This is a genomic window from Legionella santicrucis (assembly GCF_001468135.1).
In the GTDB taxonomy this organism is placed as follows: Bacteria; Pseudomonadota; Gammaproteobacteria; order Legionellales; family Legionellaceae; genus Legionella; species Legionella santicrucis.
The window spans coordinates 35,269-55,409 of the sequence record NZ_LNYU01000054.1 but is presented as its reverse complement, the minus strand read 5'-3'; the positions used below and the strand labels follow the sequence as shown (position 1 = coordinate 55,409).

The window sequence follows — 20,141 nt, the reverse complement described above, 5'->3', positions numbered from 1 at the left end:
AAACATTAATTCAAATAAGTTTAAATTACAGAGGCCGTCAAGCTATACTTAAAACAACTAATTGAATTAATTGATGATGGCACGAATTCTTGTTTTACAACATTCTCCTTATGAACCTTTAGGTATCATTATTCATACCTTAAAGAGGATGAAGCTGCGTATACGTTATGTCAATTTTGGCAGAGATCCTCACCAACGAGTGGATATGAATCGTTATCATGGCATTGTTATATTAGGCGGTGCTATGCATCCTAACGAGCTGGATTTGTATCCTCATCTAATTCATGAAATAGAATTATTGCAAGTAGCACTTGCTAAAGAAGTCCCCATACTTGGTATTTGTTTAGGATCTCAATTGCTGAATATCGCTTTGGGTGGATGTTGTTATGCCTTAGACAAACCTGAGTTTGGATGGATACAAGTAGATAAATGTGGTGAACATGAGTTATTTGAACTGTTTGATAAGCCAATGCATGTTTTTCAATGGCATCAATTTGCAAGCCAGCCTGCTGCTGGTGTTGATGTTCTTTTAAAAAACAAACAATGCGTGCAGGCGTTTTGTTATCGTAATAGTATAGGACTCCAATTTCATTTGGAAGTCGATGCTCATTTGATGCAGCGGTGGTTAGAACATCCAGACTATTTAGAGCATTTGCGCCGCCATTTACAATCCGAAGATATTCATAGCATCCACTTAGACAGCAAACACTATTTACCTAAGTCAATGGTACTAGCGAAACTATTTTTTACCGATTTCTGCCGTTTATTTAATAAAAAATCCTATGCATTATCGTCCTATATAGCGGGCAGAGACTTATTCTAAGTTTTCTTTGAGAATAAAATACATGCATGCGGCACACAAGTGTGCTGCATGTTAGCTTTGATTATTTAATACATTTGATTTCATCAATTCTTTTTCTGCGATATCTTCTTTGAAAGAAGCTCTTTGAAAGAAGATATGTTTTTCGAATTGAGGGATAAACGATTTGCGGGTTAGCTCTTTATGTTGTTGATCATAAGCGTTAATTAAATCACTTAACTCATAATCATATGTAGCTTTAAAACTATTTACGGGTGATTTAAAATGAACTGCTATTTTTGCTGCTAAGTCAATTGTTTCTTTAGAATGCTCATCTTGATAAACGGGTTGAATAATTACTTTAGGTTGTTCTCCAAATAGCCACTTCGAAACGAAACTTGGTTTATAAATTTGCATATTTACTAACTCTTTGCCTGTTTTAGTAGCGAATTTTATTGTACCTTCATATCCCGTGAACGCTTTTAACCATACTTTTGGTTTATCCAAAGTTACTTTAATAGTATCATCTATTTCTGGAAAAATTTCTTGAATATTGCTATTAGGTAATTGAAACAATAAATCCAATTTTTTAAGCACAGGATCATTAGTGAGAGTACTGGATGTCAGTTGATATCCAGGAGCAGTTTTAACTAAATTAAATTCAAAAGGTTTGTGTTTAATTTCTTCATATATTTTTTTTAAAAAAGTATCTTCAAAATTTTTGCCATTATTTAATCCGTGTAGACATATTTTTAGGGACTCTAGGGGCAATCTATCTTTTGGTCGCAATTTTGGATTATGTAAACTGGTATTAAGTATCAGGACTTGATAAGCTAAAATATATGCTGCATCTTTATCAGCAATATGACCCTTATAATTCTGCTGATGATAAGTTTCGCCAAAACTTTGAACTAATCTATCAATTTTTTGTGCTTCTGAGGGCAACTTCACTGTGTTTAAAAAAACTCTAAAACCTTCTGTAAAACTTTGTCCTCTAAAATTAATCTGACTCGTAAACTTTTGTAATACTTCCTGATTTTCTTTATCGGGTTTACTCAAATAATCACTAACTGCATTTAAATCTAATTTGTGTTGTTGTCTATGAAAGAAATCGGCAATCTGTTCCGCTGAAGCAATATTATGAATACCGCATATATTTTTTATTTGTTGAATACCCTCTTTAGGATTAGAGTTAAAAGATGCAATAATTTCATTCTGTGCTTTTTCTATTTCCTGATTCGGCATGATACCCTCTTTATGTTAACCAAAAATATGTTTCTTTCAAATGGGATTAATATGATCAAATAGAACATATTTATTTCCAATGGGATTAAATTTATCATTAATGGGTTAAAATGTACCAATGAGGATTTTTCATAAGAATTATGAAAATTTTTCATATGCGGGCTATGTTAGGTTCCTAAAGTTTAGGGCAGTTATAGGCCTCACTACAAAATTGCCTTTAAGAACCGTTCGCTATTTAAGCTTATCTAATACTTGTTCTAGATAAATGGCCGCCTTTTCTAGCTCTTCTTTTTGATGGTAATAATGTGGTGAGATTCTAAGATATTGTCCTTCTCTAACTGAAACTGTAGTATTTAGTATATTTAATTCATGATGAATTATTTCAGCATCAGGATGCTTAAATGTAACTATACCTAGCCGCATTTCTTGTGGGGTGATCCAGTGCAATTGTGGGAAGTTATCTAAAAAAAATTGAGTGTTTGTTACTATTTTTTCCCTAATGCGCGCATATCCTATTGACGCTAAATGTTCTAAGGAAGCATTTAACCCTGCAATAGCAATATGATTCATAGTTCCTGTTAGATAACGTCTCGCATTTTCTTGGAACGTTAAGTCATAATTTAAAAGTTCCCATGGATTTTCAACGCCCAACCAACCTACGTAACTTGGTATTAGTTTTTCTTGTAATTCATTTGTCACATAAATAAAACCGAGCCCTTCGGGGGCCATTAGCCATTTATGACTACCGCAGGATAAAAAGTCAATGCCTATTTGTTCAACCTCTAAATCAGCGGCTCCTAAGCCTTGTATCGCGTCTACACAAAATAATGTGTTATTTTGTTTGCATATCTTACCTATTTTAACAAGATCAATCGCGTGCCCATTAAGGAATTGTACCATGCTAATTGATAACAATTTGGTATTAGGTTTTAGGGCTCTTTCAATATCTGAACTATCAATTATGGGGGTCTTATTATCGATATAATCAATTTCAACACCATGCCGTTGACAGTTTAAGAATGGATAAATGTTGGCTGGAAACTCTTGATTATTGAGGAGAATCCTATCTCCTTTTTTCCAAGGATAGCCATTTGCTAATATATTTAAGCCAGTGCTTGTATTTGGTGTAAGACAAATGCGTAGTGGATCAGTGTGTAATAGTACACCAATTTTTTTGTAAACATTTTCTATGATAGATTGAAATGACAAATAATTATCAATATTTTTTATATGCCTTTCTTCAACATAACTTATAATTGCTTCCTTTACACTGAAAGAAAAAGGGCTAATTCCAGCATGATTTAAGTAAATTTGACTTTGAGTGTGGGGAAAGTTATCCATTACTTTGCCTTTAATATAAAAATAGCATACATAATAACTAAATGATGTTGTTCACTAAATCAAGAGCTTCTGCTTTATTAAGTACAAATTAACTAATCTTTTTGTTAAAGAAGTGTTAATTGTATTTTTATGAATTTATTAAAAAACTGATTGTGCTATTTTTGTACTTAATATATGCCTAAATACAAGGAATCTTGTGATGTCGAAAAAGATGATTGCTCTTTCTGGATTTTTTCTCTTGTCGTTGTTTACTAAGATTTCTGCAGCTGAGGACATTGAATGCAAAGATTATAATAATAATCCAGTAACGTTCAAATCAAAGACAATAACCATTTATAATGATTCTGAGACAACAATTTATCCTGTCTTAGCAACCAGTAAAAATGCTGTAAATGAGTGGCTTCAAGGTTGTTTTCGTACGACTGAACCCTATCCAACAAATTATGTTTATAAATTATATGTGAATGAAAATACAGGAATTGCTCCAGGATCGTCGGTTACGATTACACTACCATTGTATAGTGAATTATCGAAAGGGCGCTACATTACTTGGTGGAATGGTGGGCGTGTGGTGCTGGCCGATAAAAATGACAGACTTCGTAATGAAAAAGACGACGAATTGACAACTCCTTCTAATGTCAATTGTCAGGGGCAAAATACTGAATGTAAACTGAGCACCTATTCAAGTGATGTCCAGTTTCCAGAAAACATATATGCGCAGTTATCCGAGTATACTTTTGGAGATTCTATTATACCCCCGAAACAGTCTTTGCGCTTATTAAAACCGGAGAATGTGGGATACAATATTTCATACGTAGATCATGTGTACATGCCTATTGCCATAGCACCTAAAAATAATCCCTATACTGGGTATAGTGGATCAGGAAAGTCTTTGAGTGCTTTTCGCGGACATCTTGATTCATTTTTAAAAACACCTATTGGGCAAGGTTGGCCAGTTTATAATTTGAGTGAATTAAAATTACCGGGTGGATATAATATTTTTGCACAACGATCTGGCACTTTACCTCCAGAAGACAATGTCCCAGTCAAACCCAAAGAGGGCTTCCCTCCTGTATTGACTGTATTGGCTTGTATTCAAGGAGAATGTACTGAAGAGCAAAAAAAATCACTTCACTTTGGTGAGGCTGTCCAACGAATGCAAAATTTATGGGGTTCTTGTGTTAACTGGGATGAAGACATTAGCAAGTACGTGACGCAAAAAATAGATTGCCCGCAAGAGTTAAAAACAAATCTCCAGGCAGTACAGCAGTTTTTCAGACAAAATCATCAACAATATTTGCAAATGTATGCTGATGGGAAATGTAATTTGAATCCTGGCTCTAAACCAGTGCCGTTTAATTACTGGGAAGCGATTAATCATATTTATGGTTGGGTGCCCTTTAACGAAGGATGCGGTGCCGCAGCTAATCCATTAGCTGATACTAAGATTCCAGGATGGGATCATGCTAAGATTCAATCCATGTATATTCATGATTTACAGTATAATTATAAAGGATCTAATATTTCCCCTGAATTATTGTTCAACCCTTACGTGCAATTGATTCATGATAAAAATTATCTTTCTATGGATGCCTATGGATTCTCTGTTGATGATGCAGTAGGTTTTATGAGTGAGCTAGGAGACGGATTGATTTTTACAGTTGGAGGAACTCAAGGTCTTGAAAATCAACAGCAGTTTAATTATGCCGATGGGTTTTCTGTGGCAATAGGAGTACCGCTTTCTATGGTCGACAAAGTAAATACTCCTTTGATTAAAAAATATGGTGTGTGTGTATTGAATCAAGAAGCAGGAGATCCAAATTGTCAGCAAGATAAGCAGGACGTTATGATGCCAACAAATAGTCAGATAGCTGGGTTTAGGATAGGTACAGTTACTGATTATCCAATTAAGGTTCGTTTTACAGATTTAAATGATAATGAGTATGCGTTTATCGTCAATGAAAAATTTGCTCCATGTACAGGGGAACCTGCACAATGCCCCACCAATAAGGCAGAAATTGTTAATAAGCAATCGTGCATTGTAACCAATGCCAAAGGAGCAAAGCATCCTAAATCAGATGACTGGTGTCAAAACGCCAATCCAAATCAACAAAACGAGAAGCAATTAACTAAAAATTATATTAGCTTTCCATCACCCGTTGATTATATGAACTAATATTTAAAAAAGGCATGTGATGTTGTATGGATGCAATGATGTATCAAAAAACACAGGAAAATACTATTAATGGGTGTGAGGGAATATAATGATTTTTTTGCTAATTCTTATAATAATTGTTGGCTATATAATAGTCACAGGGCTTTACATAGTAAACCAACAAGAGGCTGTGCTTATAGAGCGACTAGGGAAATTTAATCGGGTTGCTCATGCTGGACTGAACTTCAAAATCCCGTTCTTTGAATGGATTGCTGGGAAAGTATCATTAAGAGTGCAGCAGCTGAATGTAAAAATTGATACAAAAACAAAAGACAATGTCATTGTTCAAATTCAAGTTTCAGTACAGTATCGCATTAAATCGGACGCAATTTATGAGGCATTTTATAAGCTTGAAAATCCCGCGCAGCAAATTACTGCTTATGTATTAGATTTGGTTCGCTCCGAAACGCCAAGCATGATCTTGGACGATGTATTTGAGAAGAAAGACAGTATTGCAAATGCTGTGGGTAAAGAGCTGACTCAAACCATGCAGGAATTTGGTTTTGAAATTGTAAAGGCATTAGTGACCAATATTGAATTAGAAGAGAAAGTTAAAAATGCCATGAATGAAATTAATGAACAACAACGCTTACAGGTAGCGGCTCAAGCCAAAGGAGAGGCAGAGAAAATTTTAATGGTTAAAAGAGCTGAAGCTGAGGCAGAAAGTAAGAAACTACAGGGAGAGGGTACTGCTAACCAGCGAAAGGCAATAGTGGATGGTTTATGTCAATCTGTAGATGATTTTCAAAAAACCGTTTCTGATATCACAGCAGCGGATATAATGAACTTAGTATTAATGACCCAATATTTTGATACGTTAAGAGAAATTGGCGCTAATGACAAATCCAGTACTATTTTGTTACCTCATTCACCGTCGGGTTTTAAAGATATTGCAGCTCAAATGCAGGAAGGAATTATAACTGGAAATTTGGTTAGTAAAGAAACTAAATAAGTATTTATTCCAGACAATACTTTATTTAATGAGTTACATTAAAGAATAACCTATTACTCCATACTATTTTGAGTTTGTGTCAATTGATTCAGTGCTACCTAGTCCATTTTCTTGCAGAGTATTGGATTCATATTCGAATCCAATTGAATTAGCCTTTGCTATAGTGTGCTTGCGAACAAGAACATTGGGCTCAAGAGACAGCACACCGGAAATGGGTAAATGGTATTCAATCTGATGAAATCGGTGCCCCCAAGCACCTATATTACACTTTTTGGCTGTTGATAGCTGGCATCAATAAGTTCGTGTAACAATTCTTCTGGGATATCCTTACTGCATGTCAGAGATGTATAGTTACTTCCAAAGTCGTATGAGCGTTTTAAATATTGTCTCATACCTTCAGGAAATGCGTTCACTGGCGCAAGAGCGTAATCAAGATGATCGTAAAGCTCAGCGGTAAGTATATAGCCATTATCTTTTTCTTTCCATTTTAAACCATGGATAAAGCCATCCCTGTTCTCATTAAAAAGTAGATGCGCATGTCGATTCCCTCGTAACACCATGGAAAAGTCTATTACTTCTTTTTCTAATAGCTGATTTAGTAAATCTAATTTACTCATGCTTATTTTCCTTCAATTGCTGTATGTATAGTCGGCCTATTATATCAATTTTATTCAGAGTGTATATAACAAATCCATATGCTAATTTCTGTGTTTTGAATTATATTTATTTTGTTAATCGCTACACTTGTCTTCAGTCAGACTTGTCGAAAATTCAGAATTTACATGCTTATTCTGAAACTACCTAGCCAACAGGTAATTTGAGGCAATGCGAATTTGTTAAAATTTGTGAGTTGATAATATTCTCTTAAGTTAAATTGTATATAATTTGACCTGTATTTGGGATTTTAGGAGTATGGTATGCCTTTGCAACAAACACGTAAATTAATGAAGAAATATGGTGAATCATTAAAAAATGGCACAATTTCTGATCAAACATTAGATCAACTGCTTCAGCCAAATACTTTTAAACGTGCCCCTGCAAATGGCTACGTTGATCCAAATAAACCAGTTACTGATTCGAACCACACGCAAATGGATGCGATTAAGGATTTTGTCGAAACAATTGGTGAAGAATTAAGTCCCGAGATTTTGCATACTTTAACTCATCGCATCATCCAGAGGGCCCCAGACACAGGTGCAAACACCTTTATGCGTAATTCAACATTAGAAAAGGCGTTTCTTGCTTATGAAATGGCTCGATATCCTCAATTGGCTGAAAGCCATTTTGATTCCGATCGCATAAAAACGACATTTCCTCGAGAAACTGATATTTCTAATCTTAAAGGGGTTATATTGAACCCACTAGTAGAGTTTTTTTCATCTACTTCACCTTTAGTCCAGTATAAGAAATCACTACAAAAATTAAAAGAACAGTTACAACAAGATACTTTGGATAGTAAAATTAGAGAGCATGCGCAGAAAGTCGTTAGCCAAATCGAGGCATTAAAAACTCAAGGTAAAGACTCAATTGTCGATCTAACAAAAATTTTAAATAATACTCAAGCTTTATTAAAGGGCGAAATGACAGTTAAAAATTACCAAACCGAAGCTAAGACTGTACAAGGTAAACCTTCTACAGGTATGAAAATTCTTGGTGGTTTGATGATTGCATTAGGATTAGCGGTTGCTGCTGTAGGTGTCGCATTGGCTGTTACTGGCATTGGTGTAGTTGCAGGTGCTGTAACCGCAGCTGTTGGTGTAGGTGTGTTGGCTGCAGGGATAGGCATCTTCGCGAAAGGGAGACAATCTGGCTTATCTAAGGCTATGGACGAACTTGCACTAACCAGCGCTAACAGGAATACAATCGCCACACATTAATTCCTCATATTAAATTCGGCATAGAAGATATTAAGTATTCTATGCCGTACAAATCTTATACCTAGATCCTAATTGCACTAAAAAACTTGTTTTGTTTTTTAGATTTAGTACTATCCTTGGATAATTTGTGGTTCTGCGTGCAGTAAAGTAGCTCTAGGATTTATTAAAATTCAATAAATTCATTTCTCTTATTGCAATTTGCAGACAGTTGGCAAAACCTACAGTGTATCATTTACCTATGCTTAATGTGATTAATCTTGATTTTGATTATCAGGATCAACTTTTGTTAAATAATGTATCTTTTCATTTGTCGACAGGTGGATTACTTCATCTACGTGGGGCAAATGGAGCAGGAAAAACGACTTTATTAAAATTAATCGCAGGTCTATATCGTCCTCAGAATGGTGAAATTCAATTTTTTGGACAAAATATAGATAAAGATCGATCTGCTTATCAACAACAACTGCGTTTTGTTGGTCATAAGACAGGAATTAATCCTAATCTAACTTTAAGAGAAAACTGTTATTTCGACCTTCATACATCTCCTATATCCCAAAAAATTGAAGAAATAGAGGCGCTCGCCACAATTTTTAAATTAGAACATTATCTTAATTTTCCATGTGGGCTATTATCAGCAGGGCAGCGCAGGCAAGTAGGCTTGCTCCGTTTGTGGATGTCTGATGCCAAATTATGGCTTCTTGATGAACCTTTAGTTGCGCTGGATGATCGATCGATTGCAGTGATTATGTCTAAAATAGAGGCCCATCGAAAGCAAGGGGGGGCAGTTTTATTAACGTCACATCAGCATTTATCTCTTCATCATTCTGACTATCAGGAGTATTGCTTGTGAGTTCTACCTGTTCCTTGTTTTTGAAACAATGTAAACGTGAATTATTGATTCAAGTACGTCAGCCACGCTTTTTAGTGAACTCTTGTTTGTTTTTTTTAATTTTTCTTTTTATGTTTCCTCTTACTTTAAAACCAGAAATCACATTATTACGTACCATAGCTCCTGGTCTAGTCTGGATGGCAATCCTCTTATCATTATTGCTTTCTGCAGAACGTTTATTTCAACAGGATTATGAGCATGGTGTTATTGAGCAATGGCTCATTTCAGGCTATTCGTTACCCTTGCTTGTTAGCGCAAAAGTGATTGCGCATTGGTTATTTCATTTATTGCCACTGCTTGTTTTATGTCCTGTAGTCGCAGTCTTGTTTTCTTTAAGTATATGGGAGATGTGGGTATTAGCATTTACTATTATTTGCGGAACTCCAGCTTTATTGTTTCTTTGCGCCATGGTTGCTGCTTTTGGAGTTGGCAATCAAAAAGGCGTTTTAATGGCATTGATTTTATTACCACTCACATTACCTTTATTGATTTTTGCAAGCGGAACGTTGAATATAGCGATGCAAGGCATGCCTATTAGTGCTTATTTGGCTTTGTTATTAGCGATGTCTGTGATTGCCATTGGTTTTTTACCTTATGCAATTGCGGGGATAATGCGTATTAGTTATGCTGAATAATTTATTTATCGTGTTTTGAGAAAATCAGGATACGTGCTAAAATCCGGTTTTTTTGATTTCAATTATTCCTATGTGGAAATTTTTATACCAGTTGGCATCGCCAAAATTTTTTTATACATTTTCTGGACGTATTACGCCTAGTTTAGCCGTAAGCTCCATAGTGCTACTCATCGTGGGCGTAATTTGGGGATTAGCATTTGCTCCACCTGATTACCAACAAGGAGATGCTTTTCGTATTATTTATGTTCATGTTCCTAGTGCGTTTTTATCCATGGCACTTTATATGTGGATGGGCTTTTTAGCAGTATTGCTTTTAGTTTGGCGTATTAAAATAGCGGGTCTCCTCATTCACATTGTTGCCCAAGCTGGTCTTTATATGGCTTTTTTAGCTTTAGCCACTGGTAGTATTTGGGGAAAGCCCATGTGGGGCACTTGGTGGGTTTGGGATGCGCGCCTAACGTCTGAATTGGCACTTTTTTTACTTTATGCAGCCATTTTGGCTACATATCAGGCGGCAAAAAATAAGGAAGATGGTGATAAAATTATTGCTATCTTGGCCTTGGTCGGTATTATTGACTTGCCGATTATTCATTACTCTGTTTATTGGTGGAATACCTTGCATCAAGGTTCTACTTTATCTATTTTTGCTAAACCTAAGATTGATATCAGTATGTTGTACCCTTTATTGTTGACACTGGCTGGCTTTTTTCTCTATTGCCTATGGATTATTTTAGAGAAAGCACGTCAAGAGTTATTGTTTCGAGAAAAAAGACAGTCTTGGGTCAAGATTCAATTTAAGGAGGAATTTAAGTGAATCAAGTTTTAGAATGGCTCACTATGGGCGGATACTCTATCTATGTTTGGTCAGCTTATGGCTTAGTGAGTGTGGTACTAGTCATGAATTTATTAGGGATGAAATGGAAAAGAAAACAAACACGTCAAAAATTACAACAATGGTTTAAGCGATAGAAATGGTTTCAGCACGCAGACGCAAGTTAATCATTTTACTGTTCACTTTGGGCATTATCTCTATAGCTGCTGCATTAGTTTTATATGCGCTAAGACAAAATATCAGTTTATTTTATACGCCAACTCAGGCTATCACTGGAGAGGCCCCGCACCACCATTCTATTCGTATAGGCGGTATGGTAGAGAAGGGATCGATTATCCGTGCGAAACAGGGTTTAGACGTACAATTTAAGGTAACTGATTTTGATCAAACAATTATTGTAACTTATACCGGTATTCTTCCAGATTTATTTAGAGAGGAGCAAGGTATAGTGGCTGAGGGACAACTTATTGATAATCAACATTTTCGTGCTTCACAAGTACTGGCGAAACATGATGCCAATTATATGCCGCCTGAAGTAAAGGCTGCTTTATCCCAAAAGGTGCGTTCATGATTGCAGAAATAGGACTATTTTCTTTAATTTTGGCTTTAATTGCTTCCATTTTGTTAGCTGTGGTTCCTTTAGCTGGTGTGCAATTGAATCGTAATGACTGGATGAATGCCGCGCCGGCATATGCAGTTTGTCAATTTTTCTTTATTGCTTTGTCTTATTTATTGCTTACCGTGTGCTTTTTGCAGGATGATTTTTCAGTGATATATGTGGTGAGTAATTCAAGTATTTCCTTGCCCTGGTTTTATAAACTTTGTGCAGTGTGGGGGGGGCATGAAGGTTCCATGCTATTGTGGGTTGCAATCCTTAGTTTTTGGACTTTGTTGGTTGCTTTTTGCAGTTCTGGCCTTGATAGGGAAATGCGTACACGGGTTTTAGTAGTTTTAGGTTGGTTGAGTATTGGATTTATTCTTTTTTTATTGACCACATCCAATCCTTTTTTACGTCAATTTCAAGTTTTAAATACACAAGGGCGTGATTTGAACCCATTATTACAAGATCCCGGTTTTTTATTTCATCCCCCTATGTTGTATATGGGATATGTTGGTTTTTCTGTGGCTTTTGCTTTCGCAATTGCAGCTCTTTGGGCCGGCAAAGTGGAGGCAAGTTGGTCAAAATGGACAAGGCCTTGGACACTGGCGGCATGGTGTTGTTTAACAGCTGGGATTACATTAGGAAGTTGGTGGGCTTACCGTGAGTTAGGTTGGGGAGGATGGTGGTTTTGGGATCCTGTTGAAAATGCTTCATTTATGCCTTGGTTAGTGGGGACCGCTTTATTGCATTCTCTAGCAGTGACAGAACAACGACAACAATTTAAAGCTTGGACTATGTTACTTGCTATTGCAGCTTTTTCTTTAAGCCTAATTGGTACTTTTTTAGTTCGCTCGGGTGTTCTAACCTCGGTACATGCATTTGCTGTTGATCCCCAACGTGGATTATATATTTTAGGGTTTTTACTCTTTGTTATTGGTGGCTCTTTAGTATTATTTCTTTTTAGGGCACAAACACTACATTCAGAAAGGAATCCAAGTCCTTTTTCTCGGGAAAGTGCTTTATTATTAAATAATGTTTTTTTAGTGGTTATAATGCTGACTGTTTTAATGGGCACCGTTTACCCACTTCTTATTGAGGGGTTAGGATTAGGTAAATTATCTGTAGGTGCTCCTTATTTTAATTCTGTATTTGTTCCCTTGATGGTTCCTATGTTGTTATTAATGGGAATTGGTATTCATCTAAAATGGAATAAAGATAATTGGCGGCTAGTATTAAAAAAATTTGGAGGAACGGCCGCGCTGAGCTTATTGCTCCCATTTTGTTTATTAATGGTTACTAGAGAATTTGATACTTCAGCGTTTATGGGATTGTGTTTGTCTTTTTGGGTGATTTTAAGTACTGCTCAGGCAGCATATAAACGTGTCACTGAACGTGGTTTATCCCATGTAGGACAAGCATACTGGGGTATGGTGCTGGCTCATTTGGGTGTTGCCGCTACGGTGATTGGTATTGCTGTTTCTACTGCTTATGGCGTAGAAGATGATGTGCAGATGACGCCAGGAAAAAAAGCATATTTGCTTGGTTACGCTATAGAGTTTATGCACCAAGAGCCGCTTACTGGCCCAAATTATAAAGGAACCAGGGCTCAATTTAAAATAAGCTATAATGGCAAAGCGAGAGTTATTTATCCTGAAAAAAGACTTTATACTGTAGGCCAAATGGCTATGACAGAATCTGCAATTGATGTTACGCCATTTAGGGATATTTATGTGGCTTTAGGAGAGCCTTTGACCAATGACTCATGGTCTGTACGACTTTATTATAAACCTTTTATTCGTTGGATTTGGTTTGGTGGTTTTATGATTTTAGCCGGTGGTTTTCTTGCCTTAACCGATAAACGATATTATCAAAGACGGCGTTCAGTAATAGTAGGCACCGAGGAGCTTAGCGCATGATAAAAATGTGTTGGAAAGCGATTCCTATCTTTCTTTTTTTACTGCTAAGTGTTTTTCTTTGGCGCGGGTTATCTCTTAACCCCCATGAGTTGCCCTCTACTCAGATCGGGAAGTCCTTACCGGATTTTCACTTACCGCAATTGCAAAATCCGAAATTTTTCTTTAATTCCAGTCAACTTCGCGATCAAGTGGTTTTATTAAATGTTTGGGCTAGTTGGTGTGCGGCTTGTGTGGATGAACAAGTTTTTATGCTGCAATTAGCACGCCAAGGAATACCCATTTACGGATTAAATTACAAAGACAAATCAGCTGATGCATTGCAATGGTTGTCACAATGGGGGAATCCTTATAAACAGGTCTTTCAAGATAGAAAAGGAAAAGTTGCTATTGATTTAGGTGTTTATGGAGCACCTGAAACCTTTGTGATTGATAAAAACGGAGTTATTCGTTATCGCCATGCGGGTGTTATAACCCAGGAAATTTGGTTAAAAGAAATTGCTCCCTTAATGAAGCAATTGGAGCTGGCTTGATGAATAAACTTCTTACGAAACTTCTTTGGGGCTGTCTCTTCCTTTTTTTAGGCTCATACACTTGGGCAAACAGTAGTTATCCTTTTGATTCAGCAAAAAAAGAAGCCCAATTTAATCATCTTTTAAAAGATTTACGTTGCTTGGTTTGTCAAAATCAAGACTTAGCAGGCTCCAATGCAGACTTAGCTAAAGATTTACGTGATCAAGTTTACCAAATGGTTAAAGAGGGTAAAAGTGATAGTGAAATCAGTGATTATATGACAGCACGCTATGGTGATTTTATTTTATTTAAGCCACCAGTGAAATCAATTACCCTTTTATTATGGTATGGTCCTTTTTTATTTTTATTGCTAGGGTTGATTATTTTTTGGCGAACTTGCTTAGTGACTCGTGAGAATAAGCAAGTGTAACTTGCTCGTGAGTGTATATATATTTCGCTGACCCAGGGTATTATAAAGTGAGTTATTATGAATGAGTGGTGGTTACTAGGTTTACTGTTTGGATTAACTGTACTAGCAAGTATTTTTATAATTTATCCATTGAGGCGTCGTTTTCTTGCTAGTTTCTTGCTGATTCCAATTGTTTTTGTAACTGCATTTTTAGGTTATTTTTATTGGGGGGATTTTGATTCGTGGCAACAATATGTCCATCTCCTTGACTCGCAGAAAAAAGCGAATGAAGTACTTAAGAATATTAAGAGCCCACAAGAGTTAATTGAAAAATTACGTGCAAAATTAGATGACAATCCAAAAAGCGCCAAGGGTTGGTATCTTTTGGGTCGTTTATACAGTAGCCAAAATGAAAAACAAAATGCGGTCAATGCTTTTGCAAAAGCTTATCGATTTGATCCAACAAATGAACAGTATGCAGTGAATTATGCCCATAGTCTATGGGTGCTCAATAATTATCAATTTACGGCACAAACTACGGAAATCTTTAGTCGGCTATTAAAGATTAATCCAAATCAACCTGATGCATTGTCTATGTTAGCCATGGATGCATTTACCAGTCATGCGTACGAAGATGCAATAGATTATTGGCAACGTTTGTTACATATAGTGCCGCCACAATCTGAAGAGGCTCAGGCGATTCGAAAGGCAATTGCTAAGGCAGAAGAGCATATTCGATTAAAAAATAAAAATATAGATTGAGTCAAGTCAGTTAAGAAAATAAAACATGAACCATGTACTCTCGCTAAGTCTCCATTTATAATGCAATTAGTTTTAAATCTGCTAGTCTTTAAATAGTATAAGAATTTTAAGGAGAAAATGATGTATAAGAGGGTATTGTTTGCTACTGACTTTGATGAAGTTGGTATTATAGCAGCGCATAAGGCAAAAAAGATTGCTGATGAAAATGGGGCTGATTTAATACTTGTCCATGTCGTAGAGCCTATTCCTGCTTATGCTTATCCTGGTTTTGCTGGATTTGCAGAAGTTGAAATGTCTATCCGGGAGCAAGCTGAAAAAGAGCTTAATGAATTAGGCGAAAAATTAGGGGTAGATGCAAAACATAGATTCATAGAATTTGGTTCTACTAAAAATGAAATATTAAGAGTAGCACAAGAGCGAAATATTGATTTAATAGTTACAGGGAGTCATGGAAAACACGGTCTTTCTTTACTATTAGGATCGACAGCAAACTCTATTTTGCATGGTGCTGAGTGCGATGTATTAATTGTTCGAGCTGTTCTTCCAGAGAAACAAACTCATTAATAAGTACATTATTATTTGAACTAGGGATTTCTTAAGTCATGGGAGATCCTTAGTTTCATTAGGTCGTAATTTTTTCTAAATTGAAGTTTGTCCCTCATTGTATTTCTCAAGAGACTAGAAAAACGGTATACTACTTAATTCCGGTTTATATGATGAATCTACTTATGAAATTGTTGCGTGGCGTTCAACATTTTTCTGCTTTTAATAACGGCGTGGTAGCCACTATAGGTAATTTTGATGGGGTGCACTTAGGTCATCAAAATCTCATCAGAACTTTAAGAGCTAAAGCAAATCACTTACAATTGCCTTTGGTTCTTGTTCTATTTGAACCACAGCCTAGGGAGTATTTCCAGAAAGAGAAAGCACCAGCAAGGCTTTCAAGTTTAAGAGAAAAACTAGAGGTATTACGCTGTTGCCAGATTGATTATATTTATTGCTTTAAGTTTAATAATGATCTGGCACAAACATCTGCAGAATGTTTTGCTCGGAATTATTTGTTTTCTATATTAAATGTGAAACATCTTCTTGTAGGTGAAGATTTTCGTTTTGGTAAAAATAGAGAAGGTGATATTGGTCTACTCAAAAAACTCAGTAAAGAATATGCCTGCGATGTCGCAATTTATTCTAATTTTTGTATTAATGAAGATCGAATTAGTTCAACAAAGATTAGGAGTGCTTTACAGAAAGGTGATTTGAATACGGCGGCAAAATATCTTGGCAGAGTTTACAGTATTTGTGGGCGTATATTGCATGGAGATGGACGTGGACGCCAGTGGGGTATTCCTACGGCAAATCTTGCCCTTCATCGCTACTCTTTGCCTTTGCATGGAGTATTTGTTGTTCAAGTTCGTGTTGTCTCTAAAATGGTATATGGAGTAGCAAATGTGGGACGTCGTCCTACAGTAGATGGTAGTAAAAATATTCTGGAAGTTCATTTGTTTGATTTTGATCAATCGATCTATGGTGAGTTAATGCAAGTGTTTTTCTTGCACAAATTGCGGGATGAGGTTAAATTCACTTCAGTGGATGCTTTGCTCGCGCAGATTCATGAGGATATTAAAGCGGCTAAAGCATATCTTAGGACTTATAACTATTCACCACAAAACTTGAGTGAGCGGTCAGCTGTTCCATAATTCCAGGTAAATAATTACTATAAAATTAACGATTTCGCAGAGTGAGCTCTTATGGCAGAATATAAAGATACATTAAATCTTCCTAATACTTCATTTCCAATGAAAGCTAGCTTGGCAACACGAGAGCCAGAGGTCTTAGCTGATTGGAAAGCAAAAAAAGTTTATGAAAAAATTCGTAAAGCTCGAGTAGGAAATAAAAAGTTTATTTTACATGATGGGCCTCCTTATGCGAACGGCCATTTGCATTGCGGACATGCGTTAAATAAAATTCTTAAAGATATTATTGTTAAATCCAAATCATTAAGTGGATATGATGCACCGTTTGTTCCTGGTTGGGACTGTCATGGATTGCCTATAGAACTCAATGTAGAAAAAAAAATAGGTCGAGTTGGAGATAAAGTATCTGCTCGAGATTTTCGAGCAAAATGCCGTGAATATGCTGCAAGTCAAATTGATATTCAACGCGATGAGTTTCAACGGCTTGGTGTTTTTGGTGATTGGTATAATCCCTATGTTACTATGGACTTTCGTTATGAAGCCAATATAGTCCGTGCTTTAGGTTTGATGATCAAAAATGGTCATTTATTGCAGGGTTTCAAGCCAGTACATTGGTGTATTGATTGCGGTTCGGCACTGGCTGAGGCAGAGGTTGATTATGATGAAAAAGTTTCACCATCTATAGATGTTGCCTTTTTTGCCGTAAATCCTGAAGAATTTATTCATTCTTTTCAATTAAAAGTAGAGGTTAAGCCCCTTAGTCTTCCTATTTGGACAACTACTCCCTGGACTTTACCTGCTAATGAAGCAGTGTGCTTGCATCCAGCAATCGATTATTCTTTAGTAGATGGCGGCGAGTTTTATTTGATTCTTGCCACAGATTTAGTTGAATCCGCTATGGCGCGTTATGGTATAAGCCAATACACGATTCTTGGTTCTGTAAAAGGAAGTGTTTTTGAGCATTTAAAATTAAACCATCCACTTTACGAGCGTATTGTTCCTGTAGTTTTAGGTGAGCATGTTACTACTGAATCAGGTACTGGAAGTGTGCACACGGCACCTGCTCATGGCCCCGATGATTACTTAGTTGGTAAAGCCTACAATTTACCTTTAGTAAATCCAGTTAAAACAAATGGTTGTTTTGCAGAAGATGTTGCGCTGTTTGCTGGACTTCATGTGCTAAAGGCTAATGAAAATATTTTATCAGCTTTAGCAGAAAAAGGCGTTCTTTTAGCGAAAGAGAGTATTAAACACAGTTATCCTCATTGTTGGCGGCATAAATCTCCGATGATTTTTCTTGCTACCCCGCAATGGTTCATTTCTATGGATAAAAATCAATTAAGACAAAACATTATCAGAGAAATTGATAAGGTCAACTGGGTACCTGATTGGGGGAAAGCGCGTATTTATAATATGGTTGAAAATAGACCTGATTGGTGCATTTCAAGACAAAGGGCTTGGGGAACTCCTATGCCCTTATTTGTACATCATAAAACACGTGAATTGCATCCTAATACGCTTGAATTGATTGAAAAAGTTGCTTTACTTATTGAACACTCAGGAATTGATGTTTGGTTTGAGTTGGACGCTAAAGAGTTGTTGGGTGATGATGCGGAGTTTTACGAAAAAATCAATGATACCATGGATGTATGGTTTGATTCGGGTGTTACTCATTTCTCTGTATTGCAACAAAATAAAGATCTATCTTTTCCTGCAGATATTTATTTTGAAGGCTCTGATCAACATCGCGGTTGGTTTAATTCTTCATTAACTACTTCGGTGGCGATGTATGATGTGGCCCCCTATAAGACTGTATTAACGCACGGTTATACTGTAGATGCAGAGGGTAAGAAACTATCAAAATCCAAAGGAAACTATGTAGCTTTAGATCAGCTTGTTAATCAGTACGGGGCTGATATATTACGTTTATGGGTAGCATCTACGGATTATCGTCATGAAGTGAGTATTTCAGATGAAATTATTAAGCGTAATGCAGATGCTTATCGACGCATTCGTAATACCGCTCGCTTCTTATTGGCCAATTTATTTGATTTTGATCCTGCTGAAAATTGTGTGGAAGCACACGAGCTTTTGGAGCTCGACAAATGGGCTTTAAAGCGTTGTCAGCTACTTCAAGAAGAAATTATAGAAGCTTATGATAATTATCAATTTCATGTTATTTATCAAAAGATTCATAACTTTTGCGCAGTTGACATGGGGAGTTTCTATCTTGATTTGATTAAAGACAGGCAATATACATCGGCAAAACATAGTAGAGCCAGACGCTCTTGTCAAACAGCTATGTATCATATGATCAGAGCACTTACTCTTTGGCTAGCACCGATATTGTCCTTTACTGCGGAAGAAATTGGACGTTATATACCAGGCTATAAACAAGAATCGATCTTTACCGAACTTTGGTATGATGCATGGCCTAAAGTTGATTCAGTAAATATGGAAGATTGGGACGAGTTGCATTTAATTCGTGATGAAGTGAATAAGGCTTTAGAAGAAACTCGACAAAAAGGTGAGATTGGTTCTGCTTTGGCTGCTGAAGTTACTTTATATGCTGATCATACTATCTTACCTAAATTGACCCGTTTGGGCGAAGAGTTGCGTTTTTTATTAATTACTTCAGAAGCAAAAGTACATCCTGCGCATTTGGCTCCGACTGGATTAGCAACTACCGAATATGGCATTTCCATTGCTGTTGTACCAAGCCAGTATGAAAAATGCGCACGTTGTTGGCATAGACGTTCTGATGTAGGCCAAAATAAGCAGCATCCTGATCTATGTTTACGCTGTGTAGGAAATATTAAAGGCCAAGAGGAAATGAGGCAATTTATATGAAAAAGTGGTATTGGTTTATGCTGAGCTTAGCTGTGATCATTGGTGATCAGTTAAGCAAATATTTAGTTGGCATATTTTTAATTCCGTATCACCCATTGCCTGTTTTCCCAATGTTTAATCTTACTTTGGCTTACAATACTGGCGCTGCTTTTAGTTTTTTAAGTGGAGCAGGAGATTGGCATAGATGGTTTTTTGCAGCCTTTAGTTTTATTGTAAGTATTATTCTTGCTGTTTGGCTGTACAAAGCTGAAAATCAAACTTGTTTACTTTCCGCAGGCATTAGCCTTATTTTAGGGGGAGCCATTGGTAATTTATTTGATAGGGCACTTCATGGCTATGTCATTGATTTTATAGATCTTTATTATAAGCACTATCATTTTGCTACCTTTAATATAGCAGATAGCGCTATTTGTATTGGCGCCGGACTTTTTGTTTTGGATATGTTAATAAATAAAAAATAATTAGAACTTAGATGTATTCGTAGCGTAAAAGATATCCCTATCTGTGTAACAAGATAGGGATAGGGGCCGTTCTATGAGGGTGAGTTTAATTCATAGACATTTTTTTGACTGGTAGTCCTTAACAGCCTGAATGAAAAACTTCCTGTTTGTATC

The 20,141-nt window shown here is 36.4% G+C and carries 20 protein-coding genes; 17 read left to right on the top strand and 3 right to left on the bottom strand.

Features of this window, described 5'->3' with window-relative positions:
• Positions 1–73 precede the first annotated feature (73 nt).
• Positions 74–823 (top strand): type 1 glutamine amidotransferase, encoded by a 750-nt coding sequence (locus tag Lsan_RS11305; protein ID WP_058514497.1) that lies wholly within the window; start codon positions 74–76, stop codon positions 821–823.
• Between the two features lie 51 nt (positions 824–874).
• On the opposite strand, the gene ralF is transcribed toward Lsan_RS11305, so the two are convergent.
• Together ralF and Lsan_RS11295 are read right to left on the bottom strand one after the other, a co-directional pair.
• Positions 875–2,044: a T4SS guanine nucleotide exchange effector RalF gene (gene ralF / locus Lsan_RS11300; protein ID WP_058514496.1), complete on the bottom strand. Its 1,170-nt coding sequence runs from the start codon at positions 2,042–2,044 to the stop codon at positions 875–877.
• Between the two features lie 231 nt (positions 2,045–2,275).
• The gene (locus tag Lsan_RS11295; protein ID WP_058514495.1) at positions 2,276–3,385 is read right to left on the bottom strand and encodes an aminotransferase class V-fold PLP-dependent enzyme; all 1,110 of its coding nucleotides are present in this window, start codon (positions 3,383–3,385) and stop codon (positions 2,276–2,278) included.
• Between the two features lie 199 nt (positions 3,386–3,584).
• On the opposite strand from Lsan_RS11295, the gene Lsan_RS11290 reads away from it, so the two are divergent.
• Together Lsan_RS11290 and Lsan_RS11285 are read left to right on the top strand one after the other, a co-directional pair.
• A complete protein-coding gene (locus Lsan_RS11290; protein WP_058514494.1) occupies positions 3,585–5,561 on the top strand; it encodes a hypothetical protein in 1,977 nt (658 codons plus the stop codon).
• Positions 5,562–5,649: 88 nt separating this feature from the next.
• On the top strand, positions 5,650–6,552 hold the full coding sequence (locus tag Lsan_RS11285) for an SPFH domain-containing protein (RefSeq protein WP_058514493.1): 903 nt from the start codon (positions 5,650–5,652) through the stop codon (positions 6,550–6,552).
• A 257-nt stretch (positions 6,553–6,809) separates the two neighbouring features.
• On the opposite strand, the gene Lsan_RS11280 is transcribed toward Lsan_RS11285, so the two are convergent.
• Complete coding sequence (locus tag Lsan_RS11280; protein ID WP_058514492.1) at positions 6,810–7,169, bottom strand: hypothetical protein; 360 nt, start codon at positions 7,167–7,169, stop codon at positions 6,810–6,812.
• A gap of 300 nt (positions 7,170–7,469) precedes the next feature.
• On the opposite strand from Lsan_RS11280, the gene Lsan_RS11275 reads away from it, so the two are divergent.
• The 14 genes from Lsan_RS11275 to lspA all read left to right on the top strand — a co-directional run bounded on the left by Lsan_RS11275 (position 7,470) and on the right by lspA (position 19,988).
• The gene (locus Lsan_RS11275; RefSeq protein ID WP_058514491.1) at positions 7,470–8,429 is read left to right on the top strand and encodes a hypothetical protein; all 960 of its coding nucleotides are present in this window, start codon (positions 7,470–7,472) and stop codon (positions 8,427–8,429) included.
• 238 nt (positions 8,430–8,667) lie between these two features.
• Positions 8,668–9,279: a cytochrome c biogenesis heme-transporting ATPase CcmA gene (ccmA, locus tag Lsan_RS11270; RefSeq protein WP_058514534.1), complete on the top strand. Its 612-nt coding sequence runs from the start codon at positions 8,668–8,670 to the stop codon at positions 9,277–9,279.
• A complete protein-coding gene (gene ccmB / locus Lsan_RS11265) occupies positions 9,276–9,953 on the top strand; it encodes a heme exporter protein CcmB (protein ID WP_058514490.1) in 678 nt (225 codons plus the stop codon). The genes ccmA and ccmB overlap by 4 nt, the downstream gene beginning before the upstream one ends.
• A gap of 70 nt (positions 9,954–10,023) precedes the next feature.
• On the top strand, positions 10,024–10,767 hold the full coding sequence (ccmC, locus tag Lsan_RS11260; protein ID WP_058514489.1) for a heme ABC transporter permease CcmC: 744 nt from the start codon (positions 10,024–10,026) through the stop codon (positions 10,765–10,767).
• Positions 10,764–10,922, top strand: coding sequence for a heme exporter protein CcmD (gene ccmD, locus Lsan_RS11255; protein ID WP_058514488.1), 159 nt, complete (start codon positions 10,764–10,766; stop codon positions 10,920–10,922). Before ccmC ends, ccmD begins: the two co-directional genes overlap by 4 nt.
• A 2-nt stretch (positions 10,923–10,924) precedes the next feature.
• Positions 10,925–11,356 (top strand): cytochrome c maturation protein CcmE, encoded by a 432-nt coding sequence (gene ccmE, locus Lsan_RS11250; RefSeq protein ID WP_058514487.1) that lies wholly within the window; start codon positions 10,925–10,927, stop codon positions 11,354–11,356.
• Complete coding sequence (locus tag Lsan_RS11245) at positions 11,353–13,302, top strand: heme lyase CcmF/NrfE family subunit (RefSeq protein ID WP_058514486.1); 1,950 nt, start codon at positions 11,353–11,355, stop codon at positions 13,300–13,302. The genes ccmE and Lsan_RS11245 overlap by 4 nt, the downstream gene beginning before the upstream one ends.
• Positions 13,299–13,832, top strand: coding sequence for a DsbE family thiol:disulfide interchange protein (locus Lsan_RS11240; RefSeq protein WP_058514485.1), 534 nt, complete (start codon positions 13,299–13,301; stop codon positions 13,830–13,832). The genes Lsan_RS11245 and Lsan_RS11240 overlap by 4 nt, the downstream gene beginning before the upstream one ends.
• Complete coding sequence (locus tag Lsan_RS11235; RefSeq protein ID WP_058514484.1) at positions 13,832–14,242, top strand: cytochrome c-type biogenesis protein; 411 nt, start codon at positions 13,832–13,834, stop codon at positions 14,240–14,242. The genes Lsan_RS11240 and Lsan_RS11235 overlap by 1 nt, the downstream gene beginning before the upstream one ends.
• Before the next feature lie 57 nt (positions 14,243–14,299).
• Positions 14,300–14,983 carry a tetratricopeptide repeat protein gene (locus Lsan_RS11230; protein ID WP_058514483.1) on the top strand — a complete coding sequence of 228 codons (684 nt, stop codon included), beginning with the start codon at positions 14,300–14,302 and terminating at the stop codon, positions 14,981–14,983.
• A 120-nt stretch (positions 14,984–15,103) separates the two neighbouring features.
• On the top strand, positions 15,104–15,547 hold the full coding sequence (locus Lsan_RS11225; RefSeq protein ID WP_058464467.1) for a universal stress protein: 444 nt from the start codon (positions 15,104–15,106) through the stop codon (positions 15,545–15,547).
• Positions 15,548–15,711: 164 nt separating this feature from the next.
• Entirely contained in the window at positions 15,712–16,680 is a 969-nt protein-coding gene (gene ribF, locus Lsan_RS11220) for a bifunctional riboflavin kinase/FAD synthetase (protein WP_058514482.1), read from the top strand.
• A 51-nt stretch (positions 16,681–16,731) separates the two neighbouring features.
• On the top strand, positions 16,732–19,527 hold the full coding sequence (ileS, locus tag Lsan_RS11215; RefSeq protein ID WP_058514481.1) for an isoleucine--tRNA ligase: 2,796 nt from the start codon (positions 16,732–16,734) through the stop codon (positions 19,525–19,527).
• Entirely contained in the window at positions 19,524–19,988 is a 465-nt protein-coding gene (lspA, locus tag Lsan_RS11210) for a signal peptidase II (protein WP_058514480.1), read from the top strand. The genes ileS and lspA overlap by 4 nt, the downstream gene beginning before the upstream one ends.
• Positions 19,989–20,141 lie beyond the last annotated feature (153 nt).

Bases quoted from the DNA above. Each gene is read 5' to 3' on its own strand.
- Lsan_RS11305 (WP_058514497.1), top strand. From the start codon at position 74: ATGATGGCACGAATTCTTGTTTTACAACATTCTCCTTATGAACCTTTA.
- ralF (WP_058514496.1), bottom strand. From the start codon at position 2,044: ATGCCGAATCAGGAAATAGAAAAAGCACAGAATGAAATTATTGCATCT.
- Lsan_RS11295 (WP_058514495.1), bottom strand. From the start codon at position 3,385: ATGGATAACTTTCCCCACACTCAAAGTCAAATTTACTTAAATCATGCT.
- Lsan_RS11290 (WP_058514494.1), top strand. From the start codon at position 3,585: ATGTCGAAAAAGATGATTGCTCTTTCTGGATTTTTTCTCTTGTCGTTG.
- Lsan_RS11285 (WP_058514493.1), top strand. From the start codon at position 5,650: ATGATTTTTTTGCTAATTCTTATAATAATTGTTGGCTATATAATAGTC.
- Lsan_RS11280 (WP_058514492.1), bottom strand. From the start codon at position 7,169: ATGAGTAAATTAGATTTACTAAATCAGCTATTAGAAAAAGAAGTAATA.
- Lsan_RS11275 (WP_058514491.1), top strand. From the start codon at position 7,470: ATGCCTTTGCAACAAACACGTAAATTAATGAAGAAATATGGTGAATCA.
- ccmA (WP_058514534.1), top strand. From the start codon at position 8,668: ATGCTTAATGTGATTAATCTTGATTTTGATTATCAGGATCAACTTTTG.
- ccmC (WP_058514489.1), top strand. From the start codon at position 10,024: ATGTGGAAATTTTTATACCAGTTGGCATCGCCAAAATTTTTTTATACA.
- ccmE (WP_058514487.1), top strand. From the start codon at position 10,925: ATGGTTTCAGCACGCAGACGCAAGTTAATCATTTTACTGTTCACTTTG.
- Lsan_RS11245 (WP_058514486.1), top strand. From the start codon at position 11,353: ATGATTGCAGAAATAGGACTATTTTCTTTAATTTTGGCTTTAATTGCT.
- Lsan_RS11240 (WP_058514485.1), top strand. From the start codon at position 13,299: ATGATAAAAATGTGTTGGAAAGCGATTCCTATCTTTCTTTTTTTACTG.
- Lsan_RS11235 (WP_058514484.1), top strand. From the start codon at position 13,832: ATGAATAAACTTCTTACGAAACTTCTTTGGGGCTGTCTCTTCCTTTTT.
- Lsan_RS11230 (WP_058514483.1), top strand. From the start codon at position 14,300: ATGAATGAGTGGTGGTTACTAGGTTTACTGTTTGGATTAACTGTACTA.
- Lsan_RS11225 (WP_058464467.1), top strand. From the start codon at position 15,104: ATGTATAAGAGGGTATTGTTTGCTACTGACTTTGATGAAGTTGGTATT.
- ribF (WP_058514482.1), top strand. From the start codon at position 15,712: ATGAAATTGTTGCGTGGCGTTCAACATTTTTCTGCTTTTAATAACGGC.
- ileS (WP_058514481.1), top strand. From the start codon at position 16,732: ATGGCAGAATATAAAGATACATTAAATCTTCCTAATACTTCATTTCCA.
- lspA (WP_058514480.1), top strand. From the start codon at position 19,524: ATGAAAAAGTGGTATTGGTTTATGCTGAGCTTAGCTGTGATCATTGGT.